Genomic DNA, 21,905 nt, shown 5'->3' on the forward strand with positions numbered 1-21,905 from the left:
GGCAAGCCCATAATCCCGTAGGCGCATAGCATGCGCGGGAGCCGTTCCCATATGCGCGCCCGCTGCATGGCCTTCGTGTCCTCTGCTCCCTTGAGCGCCTTCGCCGCACGTCCACCTTAGGCGTTTCCCAGGGGCGTAACAGGTTACAAATTTTGAATCACATCCCCATTTCATTCATCTCCTTCGGCGGTGCCGCAGCTATCGATATGATTGACCGCATACCGGTATCGTAGGGGAGGCCTCCAATTGAGGATGGGCTGGTGCTGCGCAAGCAGCGCCCTGAGGAGGTGCCAATGAAGCGCTATTCGGTTGTGATCTGCGGCGGCGGGAGCACGTATACGCCCGATATGATCGAGCTGCTCTGCCTGCTGCAGGATTCGTTCCCGCTGCGCAAGGTGAAGCTCTATGACATCGATGCCGAGCGCCAGGAGATCGTGGGCAAGTTCGGCGAGGTCATGTTCCGCGACTACTACGAGGGTCTTGAGTTCTCGTATACCACCGACCCGGCCGAAGCGTTCGAGGATATCGATTTCGCGCTCGTGCAGATTCGCGCGGGCGGCATGGGGCTGCGCAACGCCGACGAGAAGATTCCCTACAAGTATGGGCGCATCGGTCAGGAGACATGCGGGCCGGGCGGGCTTGCCTACGGTATCCGCAGCGTGCCGGCCATGATTCAACTCGTGAAGGATATCCGCCGTTACTCGCCGGATGCGTGGATCATCAACTATGCGAACCCTGCGGCGATCGTGGCTGAGGCAACGAAGCGCGCGTTCCCCGGCGATACCCGTCTCGTGAACATCTGCGACATGCCGCCCGATGTGCTCAACCACTACCTGCCGTTCATCGGCAAGAAGCGCTCGGACATCTGGCCGGTGTATTTCGGGCTCAACCATTTCGGTTGGTTCACGCGCCTGCTCGACCGCAAGACCGGCGAGGACGTCCTGCCCGAGCTCATGGACTATATCCTGGGGCACTACGATGAGATCCATGCGCAGTTCAAGGCGCGCATCACCGGGCCCACGGACCACTGGCCCATCACGTTCCTCGACCACCTGGAGATGATCCGCGACTTCCCCTACTCGCTGCCGAACACGTACAACCTGTATTACCTGTACCCGGATCGCACGTACGGGCACTACAGCATCGACCATACCCGCTACGACGAGGTGGTCGAAGGCCGCGAGCACGAGGTATTCGGCCTGTGCCGCAAGGTCGCGGAGCTCGGTCATATGATCGGCACGGAGTATGACCTCACGGACAAGATCGCCCAGAAGCGCGCGAGCATCCGCGACCTTGGCGTCGAGACCGTATACGCCGCGAACGATGTGCATGCCGCGTATCTCGTGGAGCTCGTGATCTCCATCATCAACAACGCGCACGAACCCACGCTCGTCATGACCGAGAACAAGGGTATCTGCCCGAATCTCGATCCGGGCATGATGCTCGAGGTCACGTGCCTCGCGGGGGCGCAGGAACTCATGCCGCTCCAGGTGGGCGAGGTCCCGGCGTTCGAAAAGGGTCTGCTCGAGAACCAATATGCGTGCGAAAAGCTGCTCGTGGACGCCATTTTCGAGCATAGCGATATGAAGCTTCTGCAGGCGTTCACCGAGAACCGTCTCGTGCGCGACGCGGACGTGGCCAAGAAGATCATCGCCGACTTCAAGGCCGCCAACGGCTCCGAGTGGCCCGAGTTCCATTAGTTAGAGGAGGGGGAACGAGAGATGGATAAGCTAACCAATTGGCTGGAGAAACGCATTTACCCTGCTGCTGTGTTCTTCCAGGAAAACAAATACCTCGCATCGATTCAGTACGGCATGATGCTTAGCATCCCGCTGCTGCTCGTGGGTGCGTTCGCCTGCATCATCAGCGACTTCCCGATCGATGCGTTCCAGACGTTCATGGCGAACCTCGTGGGTGAGGAAGTTTGGGCTGAGTGGAACTGGAGCGTGCTCAACCCCGCGAGCATCGGTCTTCTGAGCCTCGTTGCCATGTGTGGCATGTCCTATGAGCTCGGACGTCGTAACGACGTGACCCCTATGCCCGGCGTGGCCATCTCGCTCATGAGCTTCTTCCTGCTCATCCATGCCGATGAGAACGGCATGATCTCGCAGAGCGAGTTCGGCGCGACGACGCTCTTCCTGAGCATCATCGTGGCGCTTGTTTCGGTCGAGATCTACTCGTTCTGCATCAAGCGCAAGATCACCATCAAGATGCCGGCTTCCGTGCCGGAGTTCGTGTCCTCGCAGTTCGCGGCGCTCATCCCCGCCGTGCTGTGCGCCGTGCTGTGGCTCGTGGTGCGCTACCTCATCCAGCTCACCCCGTACGAGACCGCCTCGAACATGATCTACGGCCTCCTCCAGGCGCCGCTCACCGGCTTGGGCACGTCGCTCGTGGGAACGCTCATCGCCGAGTTCATCAACTCCGTGCTCTGGTTCTTCGGCATCCACGGAACCAACGTGGTCGCCTCCGTCATGGAGCCGCTCTGGTACGCCGCGCGTGACACCAACTGGCAGGTGTACCTCGAGGACGCTCTTGCCGTGCGCCCCTACATCGCCACGATCGACTTCTCCAACATGATCATGTACCTCACGGGCTCCGGCATCACGCTGCCGCTGTGCATCGAGATGGCCTTCATGTGCAAGTTGCAGCGCCTTAAGACCGTGGGCAAGGGCGCCATCATCCCGGGCATCTTCAATGTGAACGAGCCGGTCATCTTCGGCCTGCCCATCGTCATGAACCCCATGATGCTCATCCCGTTCCTCGTGGCGCCGCTCGTGTGCGTGCTCGTTGCCTTCGGTGCCATGTCGACGGGGATCGTGCCCACACCCATCGGCGTGCCGGTACCGTGGACGCTGCCTGCGCCCATCAGCGGCTGGATGATGTGCGGCGACTGGCGCGGCGGTGCGCTGCAGATCGTGAACCTCATCATCTCGGGCGTGATCTACTGGCCGTTTATCAAGGTGCTCGATCGCGAGTACACCAAGGAAGAGCTCGGCGAGCAGGCGCCCGCCGAGGCGAGCGCGTAGTAGGGCGGGCTCGGTATGTTCGTGCGCAGGCTGGTGGCATACGCCATCGACTGGTATCTCATCTCGTTCGCGATGAACCTCGTGCTCGTTATCGCGGCGTACCAGCTGCTGGGCGTGGTGTTCGCGGGCATGGTGCCGCTCACCGCGTTCGACGGCGGGTCCCGGCTTGCGCTCTTCTGCGTCCTCGTGGCGCTAGACGTGCTCTATTTCTGCGTGCTTCCGCGTTATGTGTTCAAGGGGCAGACACTTGGGAAGCGCCTGCTGCGCGTGCGCGTGGAGCGCGCCTCGGGCGGTGACGCGACGCTCGCATGCTATCTGCGGCGCGAGCTGTTGGGCATCGTCGTGATCGAAGGATGCTTCTCACCGCTCAGTAACTATCTGCGAAACGTGCTGCTCCTCTGGGTGCCGCGCGACATCGTACAGGGTATCGTATGGGCTGGTATCGTGGTCGGCGCGGTGTCCGTGGGGCTCATGGTGCTCACCGCGCAGCGGCGCATGATCCACGATCTCGTGGGTGGCACCCGCGTGGTGCTGGTCGAACGCGCGCAGGGAGGTGAGGGCGATGGACATCGATGCGATGGAGCGCTGGAACAGCCTGAGCTCGATAGAGATGGGCATCCTGCGCGCGATCAAGCGTCGAATCGATGATGGGGAGGAGAAGATCCCCATCCGCGCTGTCGCGGCGGACGCCTACACCTCGACGACGAGCGTGATGCGGCTTGCGAAGAAGCTCGGCTACCCGGGCTTTTCGGCCATGCTGTACGAGATGCGCGCGGATCGCACGCGCTCGGGCGGGGCAACCGACACGGGCGCTGCACGCGTGTTCGCCACCGACGACTCGTTCCAGCAGGTGTGCGCTCTGATCGGCGCGCTCTCCTCGGGAGCCTATGCGCGGGTGAACATCGTGGGGACCGGTTATTCGGGATATGTGGCCGGGTACTTCTGCCAGCGCCTTCAGGAGCTTGGCGTGTTCGCTACCGAGAAGAGCCCGCTCGATTTCAGGGACGACGACCCGGTGCTCATGGTTTTCGTGAGCGAGAGCGGCGAGACCACCGACCTCCTGTTCATCCAAGAGCGCTGTCAAAAGAAGGGCATCGAGGACATCGTGCTCTCCGCGAACGCGGGCAGCACGCTTTGCCAGCGGGCGCGGCACAGGATCGTGGTCGAGCGACGCCATGGCTACGGCATCGAGGGCGCGGATTACTTCGTGGTCAATTGCCTGATCATCGTGGAGGGAATCGTTCAGAGGCTTTGGAAGCTGAAAGAAGGAGAGAGGGAATCATGAACGTGTTGCTGATCTGCTCGATGGGAGCTTCGACGGCGAGCATGTGCAAGAAGATCGAGGAGGCGGCTGCTGCGGAGGGCATGGAGCTCGAGACGCAGGCGGTTGCCATGGCGATGATGAACGACAAGCTCGACTGGGCGGACGTCATCCTCGTGGGACCGCAGATCCGGTTCATGCTGGACAAGATCCGCGCCGCGGCACCGGACAAGCCGGTGGACGCAATCGACATGATGGCCTATGGCATGATGGACGGCAAGAAGGTGCTCCAGCAGATCAAGGGGATGATCTAGATGGCGGATCAGGCCGGGAGCGTCGAGGAGCTTGCGAACCCGCCGTACGAGGCCGTGAGCTTCCAGATCATCTCGTTCGCGGGCACCGCGAAGAGCTGCTACCTCGAGGCGATCGAGTGCGCTAAGCGCGGGGAAGACCCCAATGAGCTCATCGAGCAAGGCGATGAGGCGTTCCGTGCGGCAAGCGAGGCGCATCATCAGGCGCTTCAGATGGAGGCGCAGGGTACGCTCGGATGCGGGCTGCTGCTCATCCATGCGGAGACGATCCTCATCAGCGCGGAGACCATCAAGGGGCTCCTTCCCACCATCGTGGAGCTTGCGGAGCGGTAGGGCTGCGATCGTGTTGCCCGGGCTACCCCCCGGGGGGACTCCGGGCAGCATCTGACGTTGACGCGTGGGGCGGTGCGGCGAGCGGGGCGATATGCGTCCCGAACGGTCGGCACCGCCCCGTGTCTTTACCAAGCGCTGACAATCCATTGACGCAACTCGTGTGCACACCGGGTAGGTTGAGATTGCATACCACCGACGGCGCCGGCGGGAATCGGCGCGGGGAACCGGGAAGCGAGGATGCCATGGAAGCGTTGCAGGCGGTCGTGGGCAAGCGCGACAGCGAGTTCACCGGGCTCAAGGGCCAGCTGCTCAAGCATCTCGGAACCGCATTCTTCTTCACGGTGTTCGGCCTGCTGCTCGTGGCAGCGGGGGAGCGCCATACGGCGATCATGGTGGTCACCGAACCGCTTTCCGACGTGTTCTTCGCCTGCGCGCTCGCGCTCTACCCCGTGGGGGTAAGCGCCTCGCACCTCGCGAAGATGACCCGTGCGTACCGCGCGGGCGAGCGGTTCGAGCTGGCGGGCGTGGTGCTCGCGCGCTACGGTCGCGAGGGCGCTGCCCGCGCGGAAGCGGAGCAGGCGTCGTCGCTCGAGGGACGCGACCTCGTGCTCGCCATGCGCGCCGAGGGAACCGAGGCGGTCATCGAGCGCTTCGGTCGCGACGGGGCGTTCCGCATGAGCCAGGCAGTCTACGTGGCGACGATCGTCGTGTTCTCGCTGGCGTTCGTCCTCATGCTCGTGGTCGCGCCGCTTTAGCTGCGGCTTGCCACGCCGCTCGGCGCCTCATCTACAACATCTAAGGCTATCTCCTGCCCCGTACGTGCGACTTTTGTGCGCGCGCAAATTCTGCGGCGAACGGCTCGCCTCTACCCCCTACACTAGGTGCGCGCCAAACGGCGCTGGCCGGAAGGCCTGAGTATGGGGCGCGAGAAGGAGCGCCTAGAGAGACCCGGAAGGGTAGGAGGAACGTATGGCTGAGTACGACGAGAACGAGAACATGATGGAGCAGGACGCGGTGGAGGTCGACGGCATCGAGACGACCCTCGAGGTCGAGGAGCTCGACGACGCGGTGGTCGAGGAGGCTGCGGCGGTCGTTGTCGAGGATGCCGAGGAAGAGGACGAGGACTCCGCTGAGGATGCTGGCGACGAGGAGGCCGCGGAGAAGGCCGAGCCCGCCGCCGAGGAGCTTGACGACCTGCTGTTTGACAAGGTGAACCGCGCGGCGCGCCTGCTGCGCAACCGCAAGTCGGCGCTTGCCGACGAGGCGGCCGAGGAGGCGGAGCGCACGAAGGATCTGGTGCGCGCCCTGCACCTGCTCGAGCTCAAGTCGCGCATGGAAGAGAAGGAGATGGCAGACCTCCTGGGCATGCGCCTGCGCGCCCTGAACGAGCTGCTTATCGAGGCTGAGAAGAACGATATCGTCGGGCGCATTGAGCCCGAGGACGGCGATATGCGCCACATCGTGGTCTTCGCGAGCGAGGATGCGGTGGCGATGGCCGAGGCGCGCGGCAACAAGCGCAAGAAGCTCGTGCCGACGCTCTCCGCGGACGACGCGCGCACGCTGCTGGCCGTGCTCGATTCGATCATCGAGCCGCTCACCGAGATGGGCTGCGACGTCGATCGCGCACGCGACGACCGCGGTGGCCGTGGCGGCTTCGGCGGTGGCCGTGGTGGCGACCGCGGCGGGCGCGGCGGCTTCGGCGGCCGTAATGACCGTGGCGGTCGTGACGATCGCGGCGGCCGCGGCGGCTTCGGCGGTCGCGGTGGCGATCGCGGTGGCCGTGGTGGCTTTGGTGGCCATGACGACCGTGGCGGTCGCGGTGGCTTCGGTGGCGGACGCGGCGGCTACAACGACGGCGGCCGCGGCGGCTTCGGCGGGCGCGACGATCGCGGTGGCCGCGGCGGCTACAACGGCGGGCGCGGCGGCTTCGGTGGCCGTGACGACCGTGGTGGCCGTGGTGGTTTCGGCGGCGGCCGCGGCGGGTACCGCGGGTAAGCTGCGCGAACCGTCTCGCTCATCCAACCATGGTGAAGGGGGCTGCCTTCGGGCGGCTCCCTTTTTGTGTGGGTCGTTTGCTCAATGCGGTTGTGTGTGCTTCTCTTCCGTTTGCGTGGCGAGACGCCGCTTTCGCGATTCTGCGACCTGGGGTTTTGCCGCCCCGCGGCCCGCTTTCCGATGGGGCGCGTCCGAGATACACACACAACTGGAACGAGCTCGCCTGCTGCGTGCGGGCGCGTGAAACGAAAAAAAAGGCCCGTCCCGAAGGACGAGCCCTTGTACAAGCGATGTACCTGCGGTTTAGCCGAAGTAACGCTTGAGCAGGCCGGCGAACGCCTTGCCGTGACGCGCCTCATCGCGCGCCATTTCGTGCACGGTGTCGTGGATGGCGTCCAGGCCGGCGGCCTTGGCGCGCTTGGCGAGGTCGGTCTTGCCGGCGGTGGCGCCGTTCTCGGCCTCGACGCGCATCTCGAGGTTCTTCTTGGTGGAGTCGGTCACGACCTCGCCGAGGAGCTCGGCGAACTTGGCGGCGTGCTCAGCCTCCTCGTGAGCAGCCTTCTCCCAGTACAGGCCGATCTCGGGGTAGCCCTCGCGGTGGGCGACACGGGCCATGGCCAGGTACATGCCGACCTCGGTGCACTCGCCCTCGAAGTTGGCGCGAAGGTCGTTCACGATGTCCTCGGAGACCTCGGGGAGCTTGCCGACGCCGATGACGTGCTCGGCGGCCCAGGTCATCTCAGTCTCGGACTGCTTGATGAAACGGGAGCCGTCGACGCCGCACTGGGGGCACTTGAAGCCCTCGGGCAGCTCATCGCCGTCGAACTCCTCAACGTAACCGCAAACGGGGCAAACGAACTTCATGCTGCTCTCCTTACGTAGAGTTGGTGGCGCATGGCCACGTCGGCCATGCATTTCGCGTGTCCCATTATGACAAAATGGGATTCTCCTTCTCTCATATTGAGACTGCTTCTCAAAAACTCGCATGACCTCCACAGTAAGTAGCGCAGGGTGAACTTCAGCCGCGGGTTCGTTGCTGTCCGCACCATGCGGTATGCTATTGCCATCCATGGGAGGGGAGTGATGGCCATGCATGCGTACGGGCTTTCGTGGATTGATGAGAATCGCCTGTTTGAGGTGACGGACCACGTCTTTGGAAAGATGTTCGCCGCCCGTTCCAAGGATTCGCTCCCGCCTGACCCGTTTACGCTCGTAGCGCAGGCGAAGATTCTCGATGAGCCGCTTCGCGCCATCGTTGACTTCGACGATTTGCGTTCGCGGAACAAGTCGCTTTCCAATGCTATCGGATTGTGGCATCAGAAGGTGCTCGGCTTGTCGGGGCGCCTCGTAGAGCTTGGGTCGAATGGCGGCGGAGTGGACTTGCGCACCGCTCCGGGCGTGCTGCTCCCGTCGTGGGGCAAGCCCGGGTATTTCGAAGTGAAGAATCGCTTCAATACCATCAAGGCATCAGACGAGAAAGACGTGTGGGACACGTTGAAGCTTCTCGCACAGAGCAACAACGCCGTGTCCTACCTGATCCAGGTGATTCCCTCAAAACGTGAACCCTATGACCATCCGTGGGTTCCCTCGGGTCGCGCGGCGGATGAACGCATCCGATGCTGCGACGGCGTGACGGCGTATGCCTTTGCGTTCGACCGTCCCACCGCCTTACACGAGCTATACGAGGCATTGCCCGCGGTCTTAGACGACGTGCGCCTGGAACACGGATTGCCGCTGGCGACGGCGACCGATGGCGAGTTGGCGGAGGATCTCTTCAACTCGGTGTTCCCCGACGCGCCGGCTGAGTAGGGCTTATTCTAGAGCGGTTCTCATATGTGATGGCCGCGCAAGAATTGTCCGCATGGTAAGATAAAGTAACCCCTGCATAGGTAGGGGTTATTTTTTGTAAAGGAGCATAGGTGAACGAGCAGCGGGAAGACCTGGTAACTGCATCGGCGGCTGCGGTCGAGCTGGGTGTGTCGGTGGACACGGTACGTCGCTGGAGCAAGCTCGGCCTTATCAAGGACACGCGCGATGCGCGCAACCGGCGCTTGTTCTCGCGCGCAGAGCTTGAGCGGCTGCACCGCAAGCTCAGCGGCGAGGCGGAATCACAGTACCGCGTGCTCGAGAGCGGCGAGCTCTTTGATGACGCGACCTGCATCGATCTGTTCGCGGGGGCGGGGGGCACGGCACTCGGCTTCCATAACGCAGGGCTTCGCCATGTATATCTGAACGAGATCGATCGCGATGCAGCCGCAACGCTCAAGCAAAACAGCGAGACGCACGGTCTTGGCTGGAACATCGACAATCGTGATGTGTGCGAGGTCGATTTCACGGACATGCAAGCCGAGGTCATCCAGGCGGGTTTCCCCTGCCAGGCATTCAGCTATGCGGGCAAAAGCCGCGGTTTCGAGGACACGCGCGGCACGCTGTTCTTCGAATTCGCCCGCGCCATCCGCGATGTGCGCCCAAAGGTCGCGATCGGCGAGAACGTGCGCGGCCTTGTAAAGCACGATGGTGGCCGTACGCTCGCCACAATGCTCGAGACACTCGACCAGTTGGGCTACCGTGTGCGTTACCGTGTGCTGCGCTCGCAGTACCTCGATGTGCCACAGAAGCGCGAGCGGCTCATCATCTTCGCCGTCCGGCGCGATTTGGATATCCCCTTCATCTTTCCGCGCGAGCGCGACTATGTGATTACCCTGCGCGAGGCGCTGCGTGATTGTCCTGCCAGCCCGGGGCAGGAATATCCGGAGAAGAAGCGCCGCGTGATGGAACAGGTTCCCCCGGGCGGCTATTGGCGCGATTTGCCGGAAGCGGTGCAAAAGGAGTACATGGGCGGCAGCTATTACCTGAGCGGCGGCAGAACCGGCATGGCGCGGCGCCTTTCATGGGACGAGCCGAGTCTCACGCTCACATGTGCGCCAGCGCAGAAGCAGACCGAGCGCTGCCATCCGGAGGAGACGCGTCCGCTCACGGTGCGTGAGTATGCGCGCATCCAGACCTTTCCGGATGATTGGGAGTTCTGCGGGAGCATGGCTCATCAGTACAAGCAGATCGGCAACGCTGTGCCCGTGAACCTGGGGTACCACGTGGGTCGCTGCGTGTTGGCAGCATTGGGCTACGTGCCCGTTGATGACGGGATGGACGTCATCTTGCCCGAGCCAGGGGAGTGAAATGATGCAACCCGGGCAGGTCGGGTTAAGCGGGTTCCTCGAATGAGGCTACAGCTTTTAACGTCGCATGATCCACCCAGAACACATGATCGATCGATATAATCGGCCGATCGATCATATGTTCGTTACGGGGTGGATGCATGGGGGATACACGGCAAGCGGATGCGAGTCGGCCCGCAGATACGCGGGCAGACTACGATCCCGCTTCGCTCGCCTCGATTCTTGCCTATGCGAAGCAGCTCGAAGGAAAGACGCTGCGCGAGGCATGCGATGTCGATGGCATCGCCGATCCCCATCGACGCAAGGGTTCCTTCGGTAACGCGCTCGAGGAACTCTACTTCCATTACGACATCAACAGCAACCCGGAAGCGGATTTTGCCCAGGTGGGCACCGAGCTCAAGTCGACCCCGCTTAAGCTGCGCAAGGACGGAACGCTTTCCGCAAAAGAGCGCCTGGTCATCAGCTTGATCAATTACATGAGCGTCGTGGATGAGACATGGGAGACAAGCTCGCTTCAAAAGAAGCTGCAGAGCATCCTGCTCGTCGCGTATCTCTACGACAAAGATATAAGCCCGGTGGATTTTCCCATCGAGATCGTCGAGCTGTGGGGAATCCCCCGTGAGGATGTGCCCACGTTCAAGCGAGATTGGGACACGATCGTCAACAAGATTCGCGCAGGGCATGCGCATGAACTCTCGGGTTCGGATACGCTCTATCTCGAAGCTGCCACAAAGGCATCGTCCTCGAGCGATCGTCGCCCGCAGCCATTCTCCCCCGTACCAGCGAAGCCGCGCGCATGGGCCATCAAGCAGTCGTACATGACGGTCACGTTCAATGAAATGCTCAAGGTTCAAAGCATCAAGCGCGAATGCGACGAGGTGGAGATGAGCCTGCTTGAGCTCGTTCGCCATCGATTCGAGCCATATTTCGGGCGCACGGAGGAGGAGCTTGCGCGTATCTGCGGCTACGACACAGCACGTCGAAAGCCCAAGAACCTCTGCGCGCTCATCACGAAGCATATCCTGGGCATCGATGAGTACATGAAGATCGCGGAGTTCGAGAAGGCGGGCATCAAGGTGAAGACGATGCGCTTGAAGCGCAACGGCATGCCGAAGGAATCCATCTCGTTTCCGACGTTCAGTTATCTCGATCTGGCTGAGCGACCGTTTGAGGAAAGCGACTTCCTGGGGTATCTGCGACAGAAATACCTCTTTGTCATCTATCGCGAGGACGACCGAACGCGCGACATCTACAAGCTGTCCGAGGTGCTTTTCTGGCAGATGCCCGACGCCGATCTGCTCGAGGCGCGTCGCTGCTACGAGGAGATGCAAGGCCACGTGCGCGCCGGCCATGCGGAGCTTTCGGTGAAATCGACCGAGAATCGCTGCTGCCATGTGCGGCCGCATGGTCGCAACAAAGCCGATACCCTTCCGACGCCATACGGTACGCGGGAGACGAAAAAGTGTTTTTGGCTCAATGCGCGCTATATCGGCGAGGAGATCGATAAAGTAATGCGGAACGACGCGGGGCGGCGCACTCATGCGGCGCAGAGGAATGAACGGAGCATCGTGGACGAAACGACGATACGGGTGGCCGAGCTCTTTGCCGGCGTAGGCGGGTTCCGGTTGGGCCTCGAGGGCTACGATGCCCCCGAGCATCCTGAGTTCTCGATGCCGGCTGCCGGGCCATTCCGTACGGTTTGGGCGAACCAGTGGGAGCCGCCGGGAACGCCGGCGAAGCAGTTCGCTGCGGCATGCTATCGAGCGCGTTTCGGTGAGGACTCTGTGGTCAATGATGACATTCACCGTGTGCTTGACGCGTACGAGACGGGGAAAATCGACATCCCCGATGTGGACATGGTGGTGGGCGGTTTCCCATGCCAGGATTATTCGGTGGCCAAGCCGCTCGCGCACGCGCGTGGCATCGAGGGTAAGAAGGGCGTGCTCTGGTGGGACATCTACCGGTTCCTCAGCCTTAAAGGATGTCCCCGGTACGTGTTGCTCGAAAATGTCGACCGCCTGCTCAAGAGCCCCGCATCGCAACGTGGCCGTGATTTCGCCATCATTTTGTCGTGCCTTGCGCTGCTGGGGTACGCAGTCGAATGGCGCGTGGTCAACGGCGCGGATTACGGGTTTCCCCAGAAGCGCCGGCGCGTGTACATCTATGCCGAGAAGACGGACGAGGCGTGGGATTTGGATGGGCGCCTTGTCGACGGTGTCATGGCGGAAGCGTTTCCCGCTGAGGTGGTGGGCGATGCGTCCCGGTTCGAGCTGCTCGACGACCCATTCGAGAACTCCGAGCAGTTCGGTGTTGGAAGCAAGGTCTCGCCTTTCGAGGTAGCTGGCGTTATGCAGGGAGGAGCGGTTTGCACCGCACGGGTTCGTTCCACATATGAAGGACCGCGTGCTGTTTTGGGCGATGTGATTGTTTCCAAGGGCGAGGTGGCGGACGGATTTTACGTACCCGACGATGCGGTTGAGAAGTGGCGCTACTGCAAGTCGAGGAAGAGCGAACCGCGCGTGAACAAGCGGACGGGCTTCGAGTACCGGTATTCCGAGGGCGCGATGGCGTTTCCCGACCCATTGAATGCGCCCGCCCGAACCATCCTCACGAGCGAGGGGGGGGGTCGCCTTCCCGGAGCACGCATATCATCCAGGCGTCGAACGGCAGGTACCGGCGTCTGGTGCCGGACGAGCTCGACCAGTTGCAGGGTTTCCCGAAGGGTTGGACGAACGTCGGCATGACCGACAAGCAGCGCGCCTTCTGCATGGGCAACGCGCTCATCGTCGGCATCCCGCACCGCATCGGTGAGGTGATCGCGCGGAGGGCGAAGGCCTAGGTGAGCCGCCCCGGGTTTCGTGCATGCTGAAGCCCGGGGCAAAGCAAGCTAAGCCGTTTTACGCTTCCGATTCGAGGTAATCTCCATAGGCAAGCTTCATGGCGTTCTCTGCCGAGACATAGCTGAACGCGCCCTTGCCTACTTTCTGCGGATCATAGTCGGACTGCTGGATTACACCACAGTATTGGATGATGGCTTCTCTGCATTGCTCGCTATCCGTGAATACATACGGATCCATTTTCCATTCTACGCGACCCGTCGTGCTGTTTATGCGCATCAGCGCCCTCAGGCCAAAAATGAGTGGGTAGATGAATGCATCCGGAACAGGTCGCTTAACCGGTGAGCGCAGGAACGGCGTCTCATATTCATTCCGCTTGTTCATGAGCCCCTTCACTGCGCTGATACGGCCAAAGCTTCCTATCGTGTTGTAGCAATCCGGAAACATCTCATAGAGCTTGTCAAACAGATAGGGGAGGTCGACGGCGACAGAGAGCGCGCTTCCCACAATGTCGTCCTTCAACTCTCGACGCCCATCCTTTTCTTCGGATGTGATTTGTTCGCAGCGCATGAGGTCAAGAAACTTGTCGAGACACTTTTGCTTCCCGCTGTAAATCGAGGAGGCGGTCGGCGCATCGAAAATCTTGTCACTCCCCTTAACCCAATGAGTGAGTGAGAGCGGAATCCATGCCAGAGCTACGAGCGTGCGGCTTTCGATGCGATTTCCGTCGTTGGTTTTCCAACTAATTTCAGCTGCAAGTTCGGGATCTTTCTTCTTGAATCGATCTTTGAACGCATCAAAAATGCCCTCTTTATCTGCTTTTGTGCCCTGGGTGAGCTGCACGTTGTTGTTGCGAGCATCGCAGATTTCCAGAAGCGAAGTATGGAAGCTTTCGAGACATAGCTCATTGCTTTGATCTACAGGGAGGAGCAGCTCGATAGGGATCTCGAAATCGAGCGTTCCCACTCCATTTGAAGCTAGCTTATCGCAAGTTGTCTTGTCGCGGCGCATTTCCAGGTAGGCTTCAATGTCTGCACGACATTCCTCCCACGTCTTCTTAAAGTCCTCCCAAATCATTCTTCCGCTTTTCTTGGGAGGGGTTTTACCAGCTGCCTTCATAGCTTGAAGAAGGATGTAGGTACCGACAGCGAGCGTATTGTGGCCACCGTCGAGAATGCCCTCGGTATTTATATCGACGAACTGAAGGGCAAACCGATTTCGCTCAAGCTCCTCATAGCGAGAGGCGGCTAGCAAAATACCCTTTGTTTTGAAGGGAAAGAGCTTGTCTTGCGACAATTCGTCTTGTTCGATTGAATGAATGATGGCATCGGTTACAGAGCCGAGGCGAGAATTTCGCGGATTCGCATCGAGATCGAGGCTGTCGATAATTCCTGCCATGAACTGTGCGGGAAGCAACCCGATAATCCTTCGGATGCTGCTATGAAGTTGTTGCTCTTGCTTTTGTGCTACGCGAATGGTTACAAGACCCGGTTTACTCATGATGATCTCCTCCACGTTACAGCGGGTGTATTGCTATGGGAGGGACAATCAATCCCGAGAGAAGAAAAGCCGGAAACCCGGCTCTGAACGAACGGTAAAACGGTCTCTCGCTGCGCTTTGCCTGTATGTTCAGAGATCATCCGATCCCATAATCCAGCTCCTATCCAGGAGCTAGCGAGATGATCTCTCGCATGGGGCGCTAGATCAAGATCTAGTGGCCGGATATGCGGATTAAAAATTGCGAGCGGTTGCTTTGCGTCCGCAAACGGTTTTGTCCGGACGGGGTTGCACACTTGCCTTATAGAAAAGGCGTCCGCGCGGTGTGGGCGCGCAAGGCAAGGAGGCTGGTATGTACACGCCGTCGAGGAACCTGTTGTCGTTCTATATCGCGGGGTTCCAGTTCTGGGATGGGGCGCTCGCGCTCGAGCAGCTCAAAGCCGGCGCGCGGCTCGATCTGGTTCCGGAGTTCGACAACCCGCATGACCCGAACGCCATCGCCATCTACTACGAGGGCTTCAAGCTCGGGTTCGTGCCCCAGGATTGCAACGAGCAGCTTGCCATCATGCTCTTCTTCGGCCACGGCGACGCGTTCGAATGCCGCGTGCAGCAGGTTGCGCCCGACCGCAGCCCGTGGCACCAGGTGCGCGCGGGCATCTACGTGGTGGATTCACGGTAGCACCGGCACACGCGACGAAAAAGGGGCGCGCACGAGGCACGCCCCTCAGCCGGTCGGGTGTCGATGGGCGGCACCCGCAAGAACGGCGGACAGCTTACACGGTCATGCCGCCATCGACGGCAAGCACCTCGCCGGTCACGTAGGACGCGAGGTCGCTCGCGAGGAACACGAACGCGTTCGCCACGTCCTCGGGCTGGCCGACGCGCCTCAAGGGGATGGCGTCGGCGATGGGCTTGATCATCTCCTCGGGCAGCGCCGCCACCATGTCGGTCGCGGTCACGCCCGGCGCCACCGCGTTCACGCGGATGCCCTGGGGTCCCAGCTCGCGCGCGAGCGAGACGGTGAGGCCGTTCACCGCGAACTTGCTCATGGGGTAGCCCACGCCGGACTGCTGGCCCATCTTGGCAACCATGGAGCTCGTGTTGATAATCACGCCGCCCGCGCCCAGCACGCGCGACGCCGCCTGGCAGCCGTTGAAGACGCCCTTGATGTTGACGTCCACGATCTGGTCGAGCTGCTCGGGCGTGTACGAGTCGAGCGGCATGGAGTGCGAGATGCCCGCGTTGTTGCACACGATGTCGAGCCCGCCGAAATGCTCGGCGACCTCGCGGAACGCGGCCTCAAGCGCCGCCTCGTCGGCGACGTTCGGCCAGATGCCCATGACGGGCGCCTCGGGGTTCTCGGCAAGGATGGCCTTGACGGCCTTCTGCGCGGTTTCCTCACGGCTGCCGCACAGGGCGACGTTCGCGCCCTCCTCGAGGAAGCGCTTGACGATCGCGAGGCCGATGCCGCGCGAGCCGCCCGTGACGACAGCGGTCTTTCCCGTAAGTAGCATGGTGCTCCTTTCGATGCGCACGCGGGCAGGCGCCCGGCGCGTGGATAGGTGTAATGCACCTTACCCCGCGTCCCGCCCGCGCCCTGCCGCGAAGGGGAAAAATCGGTATGCGGTAGCACGGACTTCGGTGTGCGTCGCCGGCTTGACAGCGGGCGCGTCCCTGCTACACGCGCGCGATGGCGGCCGGCACCTGCCCGTGGAGGGTCGCTTTAGACGTCCAGCAGCTCCTCGATTGCGCCCACACGGTAGTTCTTGAACACGACCTCGCTCTCCTCCTGCGAGGCGTCGAGGTCGACGTCGGCCATGATGCCGAAGTCGTTATCGCCGTCCGCGTCGTGGAAGATCTGGTGCACGTGCCACACATGGTCGGATTGCTCGTCGCGCTCGTCAATCGCGAAGTACGCCGTGGAGCGCGCATCCGCATCAAGGAGCAGCTCGTCGTGCTCGTCGAAGAACTCGTCCAGCACGCGCCGCCAGCGCGGCTCGCCCATGCCCCAGGCACCGTCGAGCTCGCCGAGCTCGTCTGCGCGCTGCGCGGCGGCGAGCCGCACGCGCCGGAAGAGCGCGTTGCGCACGAGGAGCGTCATGCCGCGTCGATCCGCCACGACGGCGTCCGCTGCCGTGGGCGGCGCCACGTCGAGCGCGGCGGCGACCCCTGCGGCAGCCCACTCGTCCACCAGGCTCGAGTCGATGCTCCGCACCATGAGGCCGAGCCACGCGATGATGTCCTCGAGCTGCTCGTTGCGCTTGTCGAGTGGCACGGTGCGGTCGAGCGACCGGAACGCCTCGGCGAGGTAGCGCAACAGGATGCCCTCGGATCGCGCGATGCCGAGCTTCTGGATGTATCCCTTGAAGTCCGAGGCGCTCTCGAGCATGTCGCGCAGCACGGACTTCGGGCTCAGGGCGTAGTCAGCCGCCCACGGCACCTTCGCGCAGTATTCGGCGAACGCGACGTCGAGCAGCTCCTCGAGCGGCTTGGGGTGCGTGACGTCTTGGATGCGCTCCAGGCGCTCCTCGTAGTCGACGCCGTCGGTCTTCATGGCGGCCATCGCGGCGTCGCGCGCCTGCCGCTCCTGCGCGCGCAGCACCTGCTTGGGGTCTTCGAGCGTCGCCTCTACCATGGAGATGAGGTCGAACGTGTAGGTCTCGCTCTCCGGGTCGAGCAGTTCGAGCGCCGCGAGGAGGAACGGCGACAGCGGCTGGTCGAGGGCGAAGTCCTCAGGCAGGTCGACCGTGAGGGAGTAGGAGACCGCGGGCTGCGCCTCCGCGTCGGGGGCGGATCCGTCGCCTGCGGGCAGCTCCTCGCGCACCACGACGCCGGTGTCGATGAGCGTGGCGAAGATCTCGTCCGCGCGCATCTCGAGCTTGAGCTTTTCCTCGGGCGTCTGCAGGCTGCGCTCGATGAGGTCGTGGACGCGGGCGCGCGCGTCGCCGCCGCGCTCCACCATGGCGAGCACCATGGAGTTCGTGACGCGCATGCGCGGTTTGAGCGTCTCCGGCGCAGCCTCGCACAGGCGCTCGAATGTTTGCTTGTTCCAGGTCACGAATCCCTCGGGCGGTTTCTTCTTCTTGAGTTTGCGCAGCTTCTTGGGGTCGTTGCCCGCTTTTGCCATGAGCTTCGCGTTCTCGATATCGTGCTCTGGCGCCTCGGCGATCACCATGCCCTCGGTATCGAAGCCCGCGCGTCCGGCGCGTCCGGCGATCTGGTGGAACTCGCGCGCCCGCAGGCGGCGCATCTTGTAGCCGTCGAACTTGGTGAGCGCGGTGAGCACTACGGTGTGGATGGGTACGTTGATGCCGACGCCGAGCGTGTCCGTGCCGCAGATTACCGGTAGCAGCCCCTGCTGTGCGAGCTTTTCGACAAGCAGGCGGTAGCGCGGCAGCATGCCGGCATGGTGCACACCTACGCCGTTCGCGAGCAGGCGCTTCAAGATCTTGCCGAAGGCCGTGGTGAAACGCGTCCCCTTGGCGGCGTCTTTGATGGCCTCGCGCTGCTCCTTGCTGGCAACGCCGAAGTTCGCGAGCGACTGCGCCGTGGCGAGCGCTGCATCTTGCGAGAAGTGCACGATGTAGAGCGGTGCTTCGCCGTGGCGAAGCGCGAGTTCGACTGTGCCCTCGAGCGCGGTGTCGACGTAGTCGTAGGCGAGCGGCACGGGACGGGGCGCATCGGTGACTTCGTCCACGGGCGTGCCGGTTTGCTCGTGGAGCGCGGCTGAGATATGCGACACGTCGCCGAGTGTGGCGCTCATGAGCATGAACTGCGTGTGCGGCAGCGTGAGCAGCGGTACCTGCCACGCCCAGCCGCGGTCGGGGTCGGCGAAGTAATGGAATTCGTCCATGGCGACGACGCCCACATCCGTGTCCTCGCCTTCGCGGAGCGCCTGGTTTGCGAGGATCTCCGCCGTGCAGCAGATGACGGGCGCCTGCGTGTTGATGTGTGTGTCGCCGGTGATCATGCCGACGTTATCGCGGCCGAGTACCTCGACGAGGTCGAAGAACTTCTCGCTTACAAGCGCTTTGATGGGCGCTGTGTAATACGCGCGCCGTCCCTGCGCCATGCCGAGGAACAGCATGCCGAGCGCGACGAGCGACTTGCCGGAGCCCGTGGGTGTGCCCAAGATTACGTGGTCGCCCGCGGCGAGGTCCATGAGGGCTTCCTCCTGGTGCGGCCAGAGCTCGATGCCGCGCTCCTCGCACCATGCGAGGAAGCGCTCGAAGGCCTGGTCGGGCGTGAGCCAGGGTTCCGGCTCTTCGCCTTCTTCGGGCTCCCACCAGCTGGGGGAGAGTGCACCGAGCGACCCGTGCTCGCCCGTGCTGCCGGTGCCGGCAGCGAATGAGCTGGCCGATGCGGAGGCAGCGCCTGCGTCCGCCGTCTGCCGCGTTGTTTCCTTGGATGCCATGTTCCGTCCTTCTCGTGAGGTTTCGTCTTTCATTATCATCCATATTGCCGGCTGCCGCCCTCGCGATCGTGTGTCTGAGGCGCATCTTGTATGCATGGCAGGCTTCGCGTTCACGGCCATCATGTTAAAGGTTCGCGCCATGCACCTGTTCGACTGTTCGTGCGCGTACCATGAGCTGGTCGTTCAAAGAGAGGTTCGCACATGCGCCACATACGCCGTCTGAGTGCGTTCATATCGGGGCACATGCCCTTCATCGTCCCGGTCTGCCTCGTGTCGGGCATCGCGTTTCCCCAGGTTCTGGGGCCGGCGAAGGCCGCGGTGCCGTACCTGTTTGCCATCATCACCTTTCAAGGCTCGCTCAACACCTCGCTGCACCAGGTAGCGGAGACGTTCCGCCGCCCGCGTGAACTCCTCGCCATCCTCTCGGTCACCGTCGTGCTCATGCCGGCGCTCGCTCGTCTCGCCGCAGGCCTTATCTTTTCCGATCCGGGCATCATTACCGGCATCGTGGTGGAGTACAGCATTCCCATCGCAGTCATGAGCTTCATGTGGATCGACATGTATCGCGGCAACGCGTCGCTCGGCCTCGCGGCGATCCTCATCTCAACGGTGCTCGCGCCCGTGACGTTGCCGTTCGCGTTGCGCGTGCTCATGGGGGCGTCGGTGACGGTCGACCCTTGGTCCATGGTGGGCGACCTTGTGTTCATGATCGCCCTGCCGGCCATTGCGGGCGTTGCGGTGAACGAGTTGTCGAAAGGATGGGGCCACGAGACGCTTGCGCCGAACCTCGGTGCGTTCACGCGGCTCTTCTCGGTCTTCGTGATCGCCTGCAATTCCACGGGGCTTGCTCCCTACGTGCGCTCGTTCGACCCGCTGGTGCTCGAGGTCGCGGCGTTCATTTGCGTGTTCGCGACGCTCGGATTCGTCCTTGGCTTAGGTATGGCCCGCCTCCTAGGACTTTCTGTGCAGGACATGCTCTCGATGGTGTTCTGCGTTGGGTTGCGGAACATTTCGTCTGGCTCGGTCATCGTGACGCAGTTCTTCCCGGGGTCGGCCATCATCCCCGTAATGGCGGGGACGCTCTTCCAGCAGATCTTGGCCGCCGTGTTCGGCTCATTGGTGCAACATCTTACGGGTGAAGAGCGGGAGCGTCAGCACAAGCGCGTGCGTCTGGCGCGACTTCGCGAGCACAGGAAGCGGGAGTAGCGCGGGCGAGCCTTCGAGGCCGTTGTTTCCGGCACTCCTGCTGCGGAGAGGCGTTCGGCGCCGTGCCGCGGCTGGGTAACGGGAATTGCCGTCGTCACCGTGCTCGCGCATCACTGTTGGGGGTTGCCGCCTTGCCTTTCGCCATGCGGTTTCGCGCGTTCACGACGTACCCTTCCATGCCGAGCGGCACATAGGTGAGCGAGCCTAGGTCGCGGGGAAGGTATTCGGCAAGGCTTTGCTCGGCATCGCGACCGGCTTGGATTTGTGCTGGGGTCGGCGCGGCGGCGGGTGTTGCGCAGATGCCGTATACGGCGGCGCCTTGTGCCGCGAGGCGCGCCTCGTATTCCGTCTCGGGGTGTCCCGGATGTTCCGCGCGCACGTCATCGGACACCCAATGCAGCGCGTATCCGGCGGCTTCGAACTGGGTGAGCGCGTAATCGCGCAGCGGTTGGCTGTCGGTGCGCAACGTGACGCGGGCGTCCGGCGCGAGGAGCGCGCGGTACGCGAGCAGATGGTCGACGTTCACCAGGCGCTTGCCGGCGTACTTGCGCTTGGGAAACGGCGTGGGGAAGTTGAGCGTGATGCCTGCGAGCTCGCCGGGGGCGAAGATGCGTGCGAGCGATTCGGCGCTGCGGGGCAGAACCAGGGCGTTTTTCAGCCTGTTTTCGACGATGCGTTGCGCAGCATACGCGATGCAGATGGGTTCCGTATCCATGCCGAGGTAGAGCGAGCGCGGATCGCGTGCGGCGCAGGCGGCGAGGTAGGCGCCCTTGCCGCAGCCGAGGTCGAGGTATACGGCGTCGAACGTGCCAGCCGCGGGCGCGGGGGAGGCGGCGGGGTCGTCGGCGGTTGCAGCGCTTGCCGCGCGGACGGGCGCGCACGCTGCCGCCCAGGAGCCACGGTAGATTTCCGGCGCGACCTCGATGGCGTCCGCATAGCGCTCAAGGCGCTCTTCGAGCACGAAGTTTTTCGGCGTGCGGATGTGCGTCTGTCCCATGCTTAGGCTTTCATGACGGGTTCGCTGCCGGGGATGCGGCGAAGCAGCACGTAGCGATTGAGGTTTCCGGCGCGGCCGTCGGCGGAGTAACGCTCAAACGGGCGCACCGTGTCGGCGGGCAGTGCCTCGATGAGCTGGTCGATCTCGCGCTCCTCGAAATGGTGGCAGTAGCGCAGGCTCGTGCCGTCCTGCCAGCCCAGGAGGTGGTCGCCAGGTTCGAAGGCTTCGAGCACGGCGGGCGCGAGCAGGCCGCGTTCGCGAGCGGCTTCTTCGGCATCATGCGCTTTCGAAGCGAGTCGCTCGTCATGCATGAACTGCCAGAACGACACCGCGATGATGCCCCCGGGAGCCGTGTGGCGCACGAGCTCTCGCAGCCCCGCGACGCGGAGTTTGAAGCTCGGCACATGGTGCATGAAACCGAAGCAACAGGTGAGGGCGCACGCATCGGTAAAAATACCCCAGGGGTTTTTTAACATCTCCGGGGTGCCCGGAGCCTCGTCAAGCAGCGCGCCAAGGATATCGACGTTGTGGTAGACGACGCCCGCCGGCAGCGATGGCTCCGTTGCCAGCTCGCCGCAGTTATCGACCGCGTGGAATTCGAAAGGCGCCTCCGGCAATTCCTCGGAAAGGAACCGTTCGAGCCGCATGTTTCCGCAGGCAAGGTCGAGCATCTTGAGGGGCTTACCCGGCGCGAGGGCGTCGACGCAGGCCGCCACGTGTGCCACGATGCGCCGCCACCCGTCCCACGGTGCCTTGCGCGTGGCCGAAAAGCTCGCGGCATTATCGCGGTAGAAGCGGGTGTTCAAATCTATGAGCTGTCGGGCGACCGAGATGTCCATGTGCTCCTTCACT

General features: G+C 62.7%; 20 protein-coding genes. 14 read left to right on the forward strand and 6 right to left on the reverse strand.

What is annotated here, in order from left to right; translation table 11 throughout:
* Positions 1-293 precede the first annotated feature (293 nt).
* From B5G02_RS02390 to B5G02_RS02425, 8 genes are all read left to right on the forward strand, one after another.
* Complete coding sequence (locus tag B5G02_RS02390; protein WP_019239027.1) at positions 294-1,700, forward strand: hypothetical protein; 1,407 nt, start codon at positions 294-296, stop codon at positions 1,698-1,700.
* A gap of 21 nt (positions 1,701-1,721) precedes the next feature.
* Positions 1,722-3,026, forward strand: coding sequence for a PTS sugar transporter subunit IIC (locus B5G02_RS02395; RefSeq protein WP_094335031.1), 1,305 nt, complete (start codon positions 1,722-1,724; stop codon positions 3,024-3,026).
* 15 nt (positions 3,027-3,041) lie between these two features.
* The gene (locus tag B5G02_RS02400) at positions 3,042-3,674 is read left to right on the forward strand and encodes an RDD family protein (protein WP_094335032.1); all 633 of its coding nucleotides are present in this window, start codon (positions 3,042-3,044) and stop codon (positions 3,672-3,674) included.
* Positions 3,589-4,311, forward strand: a complete 723-nt coding sequence (locus B5G02_RS02405) for a MurR/RpiR family transcriptional regulator (RefSeq protein ID WP_241146134.1) — start codon at positions 3,589-3,591, stop codon at positions 4,309-4,311. The genes B5G02_RS02400 and B5G02_RS02405 overlap by 86 nt, the downstream gene beginning before the upstream one ends.
* Positions 4,308-4,601 (forward strand): PTS sugar transporter subunit IIB, encoded by a 294-nt coding sequence (locus tag B5G02_RS02410; protein WP_094335034.1) that lies wholly within the window; start codon positions 4,308-4,310, stop codon positions 4,599-4,601. Before B5G02_RS02405 ends, B5G02_RS02410 begins: the two co-directional genes overlap by 4 nt.
* Entirely contained in the window at positions 4,602-4,931 is a 330-nt protein-coding gene (locus B5G02_RS02415) for a PTS lactose/cellobiose transporter subunit IIA (protein WP_094335035.1), read from the forward strand.
* 242 nt (positions 4,932-5,173) lie between these two features.
* A complete protein-coding gene (locus B5G02_RS02420) occupies positions 5,174-5,686 on the forward strand; it encodes a hypothetical protein (RefSeq protein ID WP_094335036.1) in 513 nt (170 codons plus the stop codon).
* Positions 5,687-5,900: 214 nt separating this feature from the next.
* Positions 5,901-6,926 carry a hypothetical protein gene (locus B5G02_RS02425; RefSeq protein WP_094335037.1) on the forward strand — a complete coding sequence of 342 codons (1,026 nt, stop codon included), beginning with the start codon at positions 5,901-5,903 and terminating at the stop codon, positions 6,924-6,926.
* Positions 6,927-7,229: 303 nt separating this feature from the next.
* Here B5G02_RS02425 and B5G02_RS02430 read toward each other — a convergent pair whose 3' ends face one another.
* The gene (locus tag B5G02_RS02430; protein ID WP_094335038.1) at positions 7,230-7,790 is read right to left on the reverse strand and encodes a ferritin family protein; all 561 of its coding nucleotides are present in this window, start codon (positions 7,788-7,790) and stop codon (positions 7,230-7,232) included.
* A gap of 219 nt (positions 7,791-8,009) precedes the next feature.
* Between B5G02_RS02430 and B5G02_RS02435 the strand changes: the two genes are divergently transcribed.
* The 4 genes from B5G02_RS02435 (at position 8,010) to B5G02_RS10140 (ending at position 12,941) form a co-directional block, all read left to right on the forward strand.
* Positions 8,010-8,735: an Eco47II family restriction endonuclease gene (locus B5G02_RS02435; RefSeq protein ID WP_094335039.1), complete on the forward strand. Its 726-nt coding sequence runs from the start codon at positions 8,010-8,012 to the stop codon at positions 8,733-8,735.
* Positions 8,736-8,845: 110 nt separating this feature from the next.
* Complete coding sequence (gene dcm, locus B5G02_RS02440; RefSeq protein WP_094335040.1) at positions 8,846-10,102, forward strand: DNA (cytosine-5-)-methyltransferase; 1,257 nt, start codon at positions 8,846-8,848, stop codon at positions 10,100-10,102.
* 140 nt (positions 10,103-10,242) lie between these two features.
* Entirely contained in the window at positions 10,243-12,846 is a 2,604-nt protein-coding gene (locus tag B5G02_RS10135) for a Sau3AI family type II restriction endonuclease (RefSeq protein WP_206383730.1), read from the forward strand.
* The gene (locus B5G02_RS10140; protein WP_342631297.1) at positions 12,786-12,941 is read left to right on the forward strand and encodes a hypothetical protein; all 156 of its coding nucleotides are present in this window, start codon (positions 12,786-12,788) and stop codon (positions 12,939-12,941) included. Before B5G02_RS10135 ends, B5G02_RS10140 begins: the two co-directional genes overlap by 61 nt.
* 58 nt (positions 12,942-12,999) lie before the next feature.
* Here the strand turns inward: B5G02_RS10140 and B5G02_RS02460 are convergent, their stop codons facing one another.
* Positions 13,000-14,439, reverse strand: a complete 1,440-nt coding sequence (locus B5G02_RS02460) for a hypothetical protein (protein WP_094335041.1) — start codon at positions 14,437-14,439, stop codon at positions 13,000-13,002.
* A gap of 349 nt (positions 14,440-14,788) precedes the next feature.
* On the opposite strand from B5G02_RS02460, the gene B5G02_RS02465 reads away from it, so the two are divergent.
* The gene (locus B5G02_RS02465; protein WP_094335042.1) at positions 14,789-15,115 is read left to right on the forward strand and encodes an HIRAN domain-containing protein; all 327 of its coding nucleotides are present in this window, start codon (positions 14,789-14,791) and stop codon (positions 15,113-15,115) included.
* Between the two features lie 94 nt (positions 15,116-15,209).
* Here the strand turns inward: B5G02_RS02465 and B5G02_RS02470 are convergent, their stop codons facing one another.
* Positions 15,210-15,950: an SDR family NAD(P)-dependent oxidoreductase gene (locus B5G02_RS02470; RefSeq protein ID WP_094335043.1), complete on the reverse strand. Its 741-nt coding sequence runs from the start codon at positions 15,948-15,950 to the stop codon at positions 15,210-15,212.
* 209 nt (positions 15,951-16,159) lie between these two features.
* On the reverse strand, positions 16,160-18,850 hold the full coding sequence (locus tag B5G02_RS02475) for a DEAD/DEAH box helicase (protein ID WP_094335044.1): 2,691 nt from the start codon (positions 18,848-18,850) through the stop codon (positions 16,160-16,162).
* A gap of 243 nt (positions 18,851-19,093) precedes the next feature.
* Here B5G02_RS02475 and B5G02_RS02480 point away from each other — a divergent pair, with 243 nt between their 5' ends.
* Positions 19,094-20,056, forward strand: a complete 963-nt coding sequence (locus tag B5G02_RS02480) for a bile acid:sodium symporter family protein (protein WP_241146135.1) — start codon at positions 19,094-19,096, stop codon at positions 20,054-20,056.
* 94 nt (positions 20,057-20,150) lie between these two features.
* Here B5G02_RS02480 and trmB read toward each other — a convergent pair whose 3' ends face one another.
* Together trmB and B5G02_RS02490 are read right to left on the reverse strand one after the other, a co-directional pair.
* Complete coding sequence (trmB, locus tag B5G02_RS02485; RefSeq protein ID WP_094335046.1) at positions 20,151-21,053, reverse strand: tRNA (guanine(46)-N(7))-methyltransferase TrmB; 903 nt, start codon at positions 21,051-21,053, stop codon at positions 20,151-20,153.
* 2 nt (positions 21,054-21,055) lie between these two features.
* On the reverse strand, positions 21,056-21,892 hold the full coding sequence (locus B5G02_RS02490) for a class I SAM-dependent methyltransferase (protein WP_094335047.1): 837 nt from the start codon (positions 21,890-21,892) through the stop codon (positions 21,056-21,058).
* Positions 21,893-21,905: the final 13 nt, after the last annotated feature.

Origin of the sequence: [Collinsella] massiliensis (genome assembly GCF_002161605.1) — a bacterium.
Taxonomy (GTDB): Bacteria; Actinomycetota; Coriobacteriia; order Coriobacteriales; family Coriobacteriaceae; genus Enorma.

Coding starts and splice junctions, on each gene's coding strand:
- B5G02_RS02430 (WP_094335038.1), bottom strand. CDS start 7,790: ATGAAGTTCGTTTGCCCCGTTTGCGGTTACGTTGAGGAGTTCGACGGC.
- B5G02_RS02410 (WP_094335034.1), top strand. CDS start 4,308: ATGAACGTGTTGCTGATCTGCTCGATGGGAGCTTCGACGGCGAGCATG.
- B5G02_RS02490 (WP_094335047.1), bottom strand. CDS start 21,892: ATGGACATCTCGGTCGCCCGACAGCTCATAGATTTGAACACCCGCTTC.
- B5G02_RS02420 (WP_094335036.1), top strand. CDS start 5,174: ATGGAAGCGTTGCAGGCGGTCGTGGGCAAGCGCGACAGCGAGTTCACC.
- B5G02_RS02390 (WP_019239027.1), top strand. CDS start 294: ATGAAGCGCTATTCGGTTGTGATCTGCGGCGGCGGGAGCACGTATACG.
- B5G02_RS02460 (WP_094335041.1), bottom strand. CDS start 14,439: ATGAGTAAACCGGGTCTTGTAACCATTCGCGTAGCACAAAAGCAAGAG.
- B5G02_RS02400 (WP_094335032.1), top strand. CDS start 3,042: ATGTTCGTGCGCAGGCTGGTGGCATACGCCATCGACTGGTATCTCATC.
- B5G02_RS02465 (WP_094335042.1), top strand. CDS start 14,789: ATGTACACGCCGTCGAGGAACCTGTTGTCGTTCTATATCGCGGGGTTC.
- B5G02_RS02395 (WP_094335031.1), top strand. CDS start 1,722: ATGGATAAGCTAACCAATTGGCTGGAGAAACGCATTTACCCTGCTGCT.
- B5G02_RS02480 (WP_241146135.1), top strand. CDS start 19,094: ATGCCCTTCATCGTCCCGGTCTGCCTCGTGTCGGGCATCGCGTTTCCC.
- trmB (WP_094335046.1), bottom strand. CDS start 21,053: ATGGGACAGACGCACATCCGCACGCCGAAAAACTTCGTGCTCGAAGAG.
- B5G02_RS02405 (WP_241146134.1), top strand. CDS start 3,589: ATGGACATCGATGCGATGGAGCGCTGGAACAGCCTGAGCTCGATAGAG.
- B5G02_RS10135 (WP_206383730.1), top strand. CDS start 10,243: ATGGGGGATACACGGCAAGCGGATGCGAGTCGGCCCGCAGATACGCGG.
- B5G02_RS02425 (WP_094335037.1), top strand. CDS start 5,901: ATGGCTGAGTACGACGAGAACGAGAACATGATGGAGCAGGACGCGGTG.
- B5G02_RS02415 (WP_094335035.1), top strand. CDS start 4,602: ATGGCGGATCAGGCCGGGAGCGTCGAGGAGCTTGCGAACCCGCCGTAC.
- B5G02_RS02475 (WP_094335044.1), bottom strand. CDS start 18,850: ATGGCATCCAAGGAAACAACGCGGCAGACGGCGGACGCAGGCGCTGCC.
- B5G02_RS02470 (WP_094335043.1), bottom strand. CDS start 15,950: ATGCTACTTACGGGAAAGACCGCTGTCGTCACGGGCGGCTCGCGCGGC.
- B5G02_RS02435 (WP_094335039.1), top strand. CDS start 8,010: ATGGCCATGCATGCGTACGGGCTTTCGTGGATTGATGAGAATCGCCTG.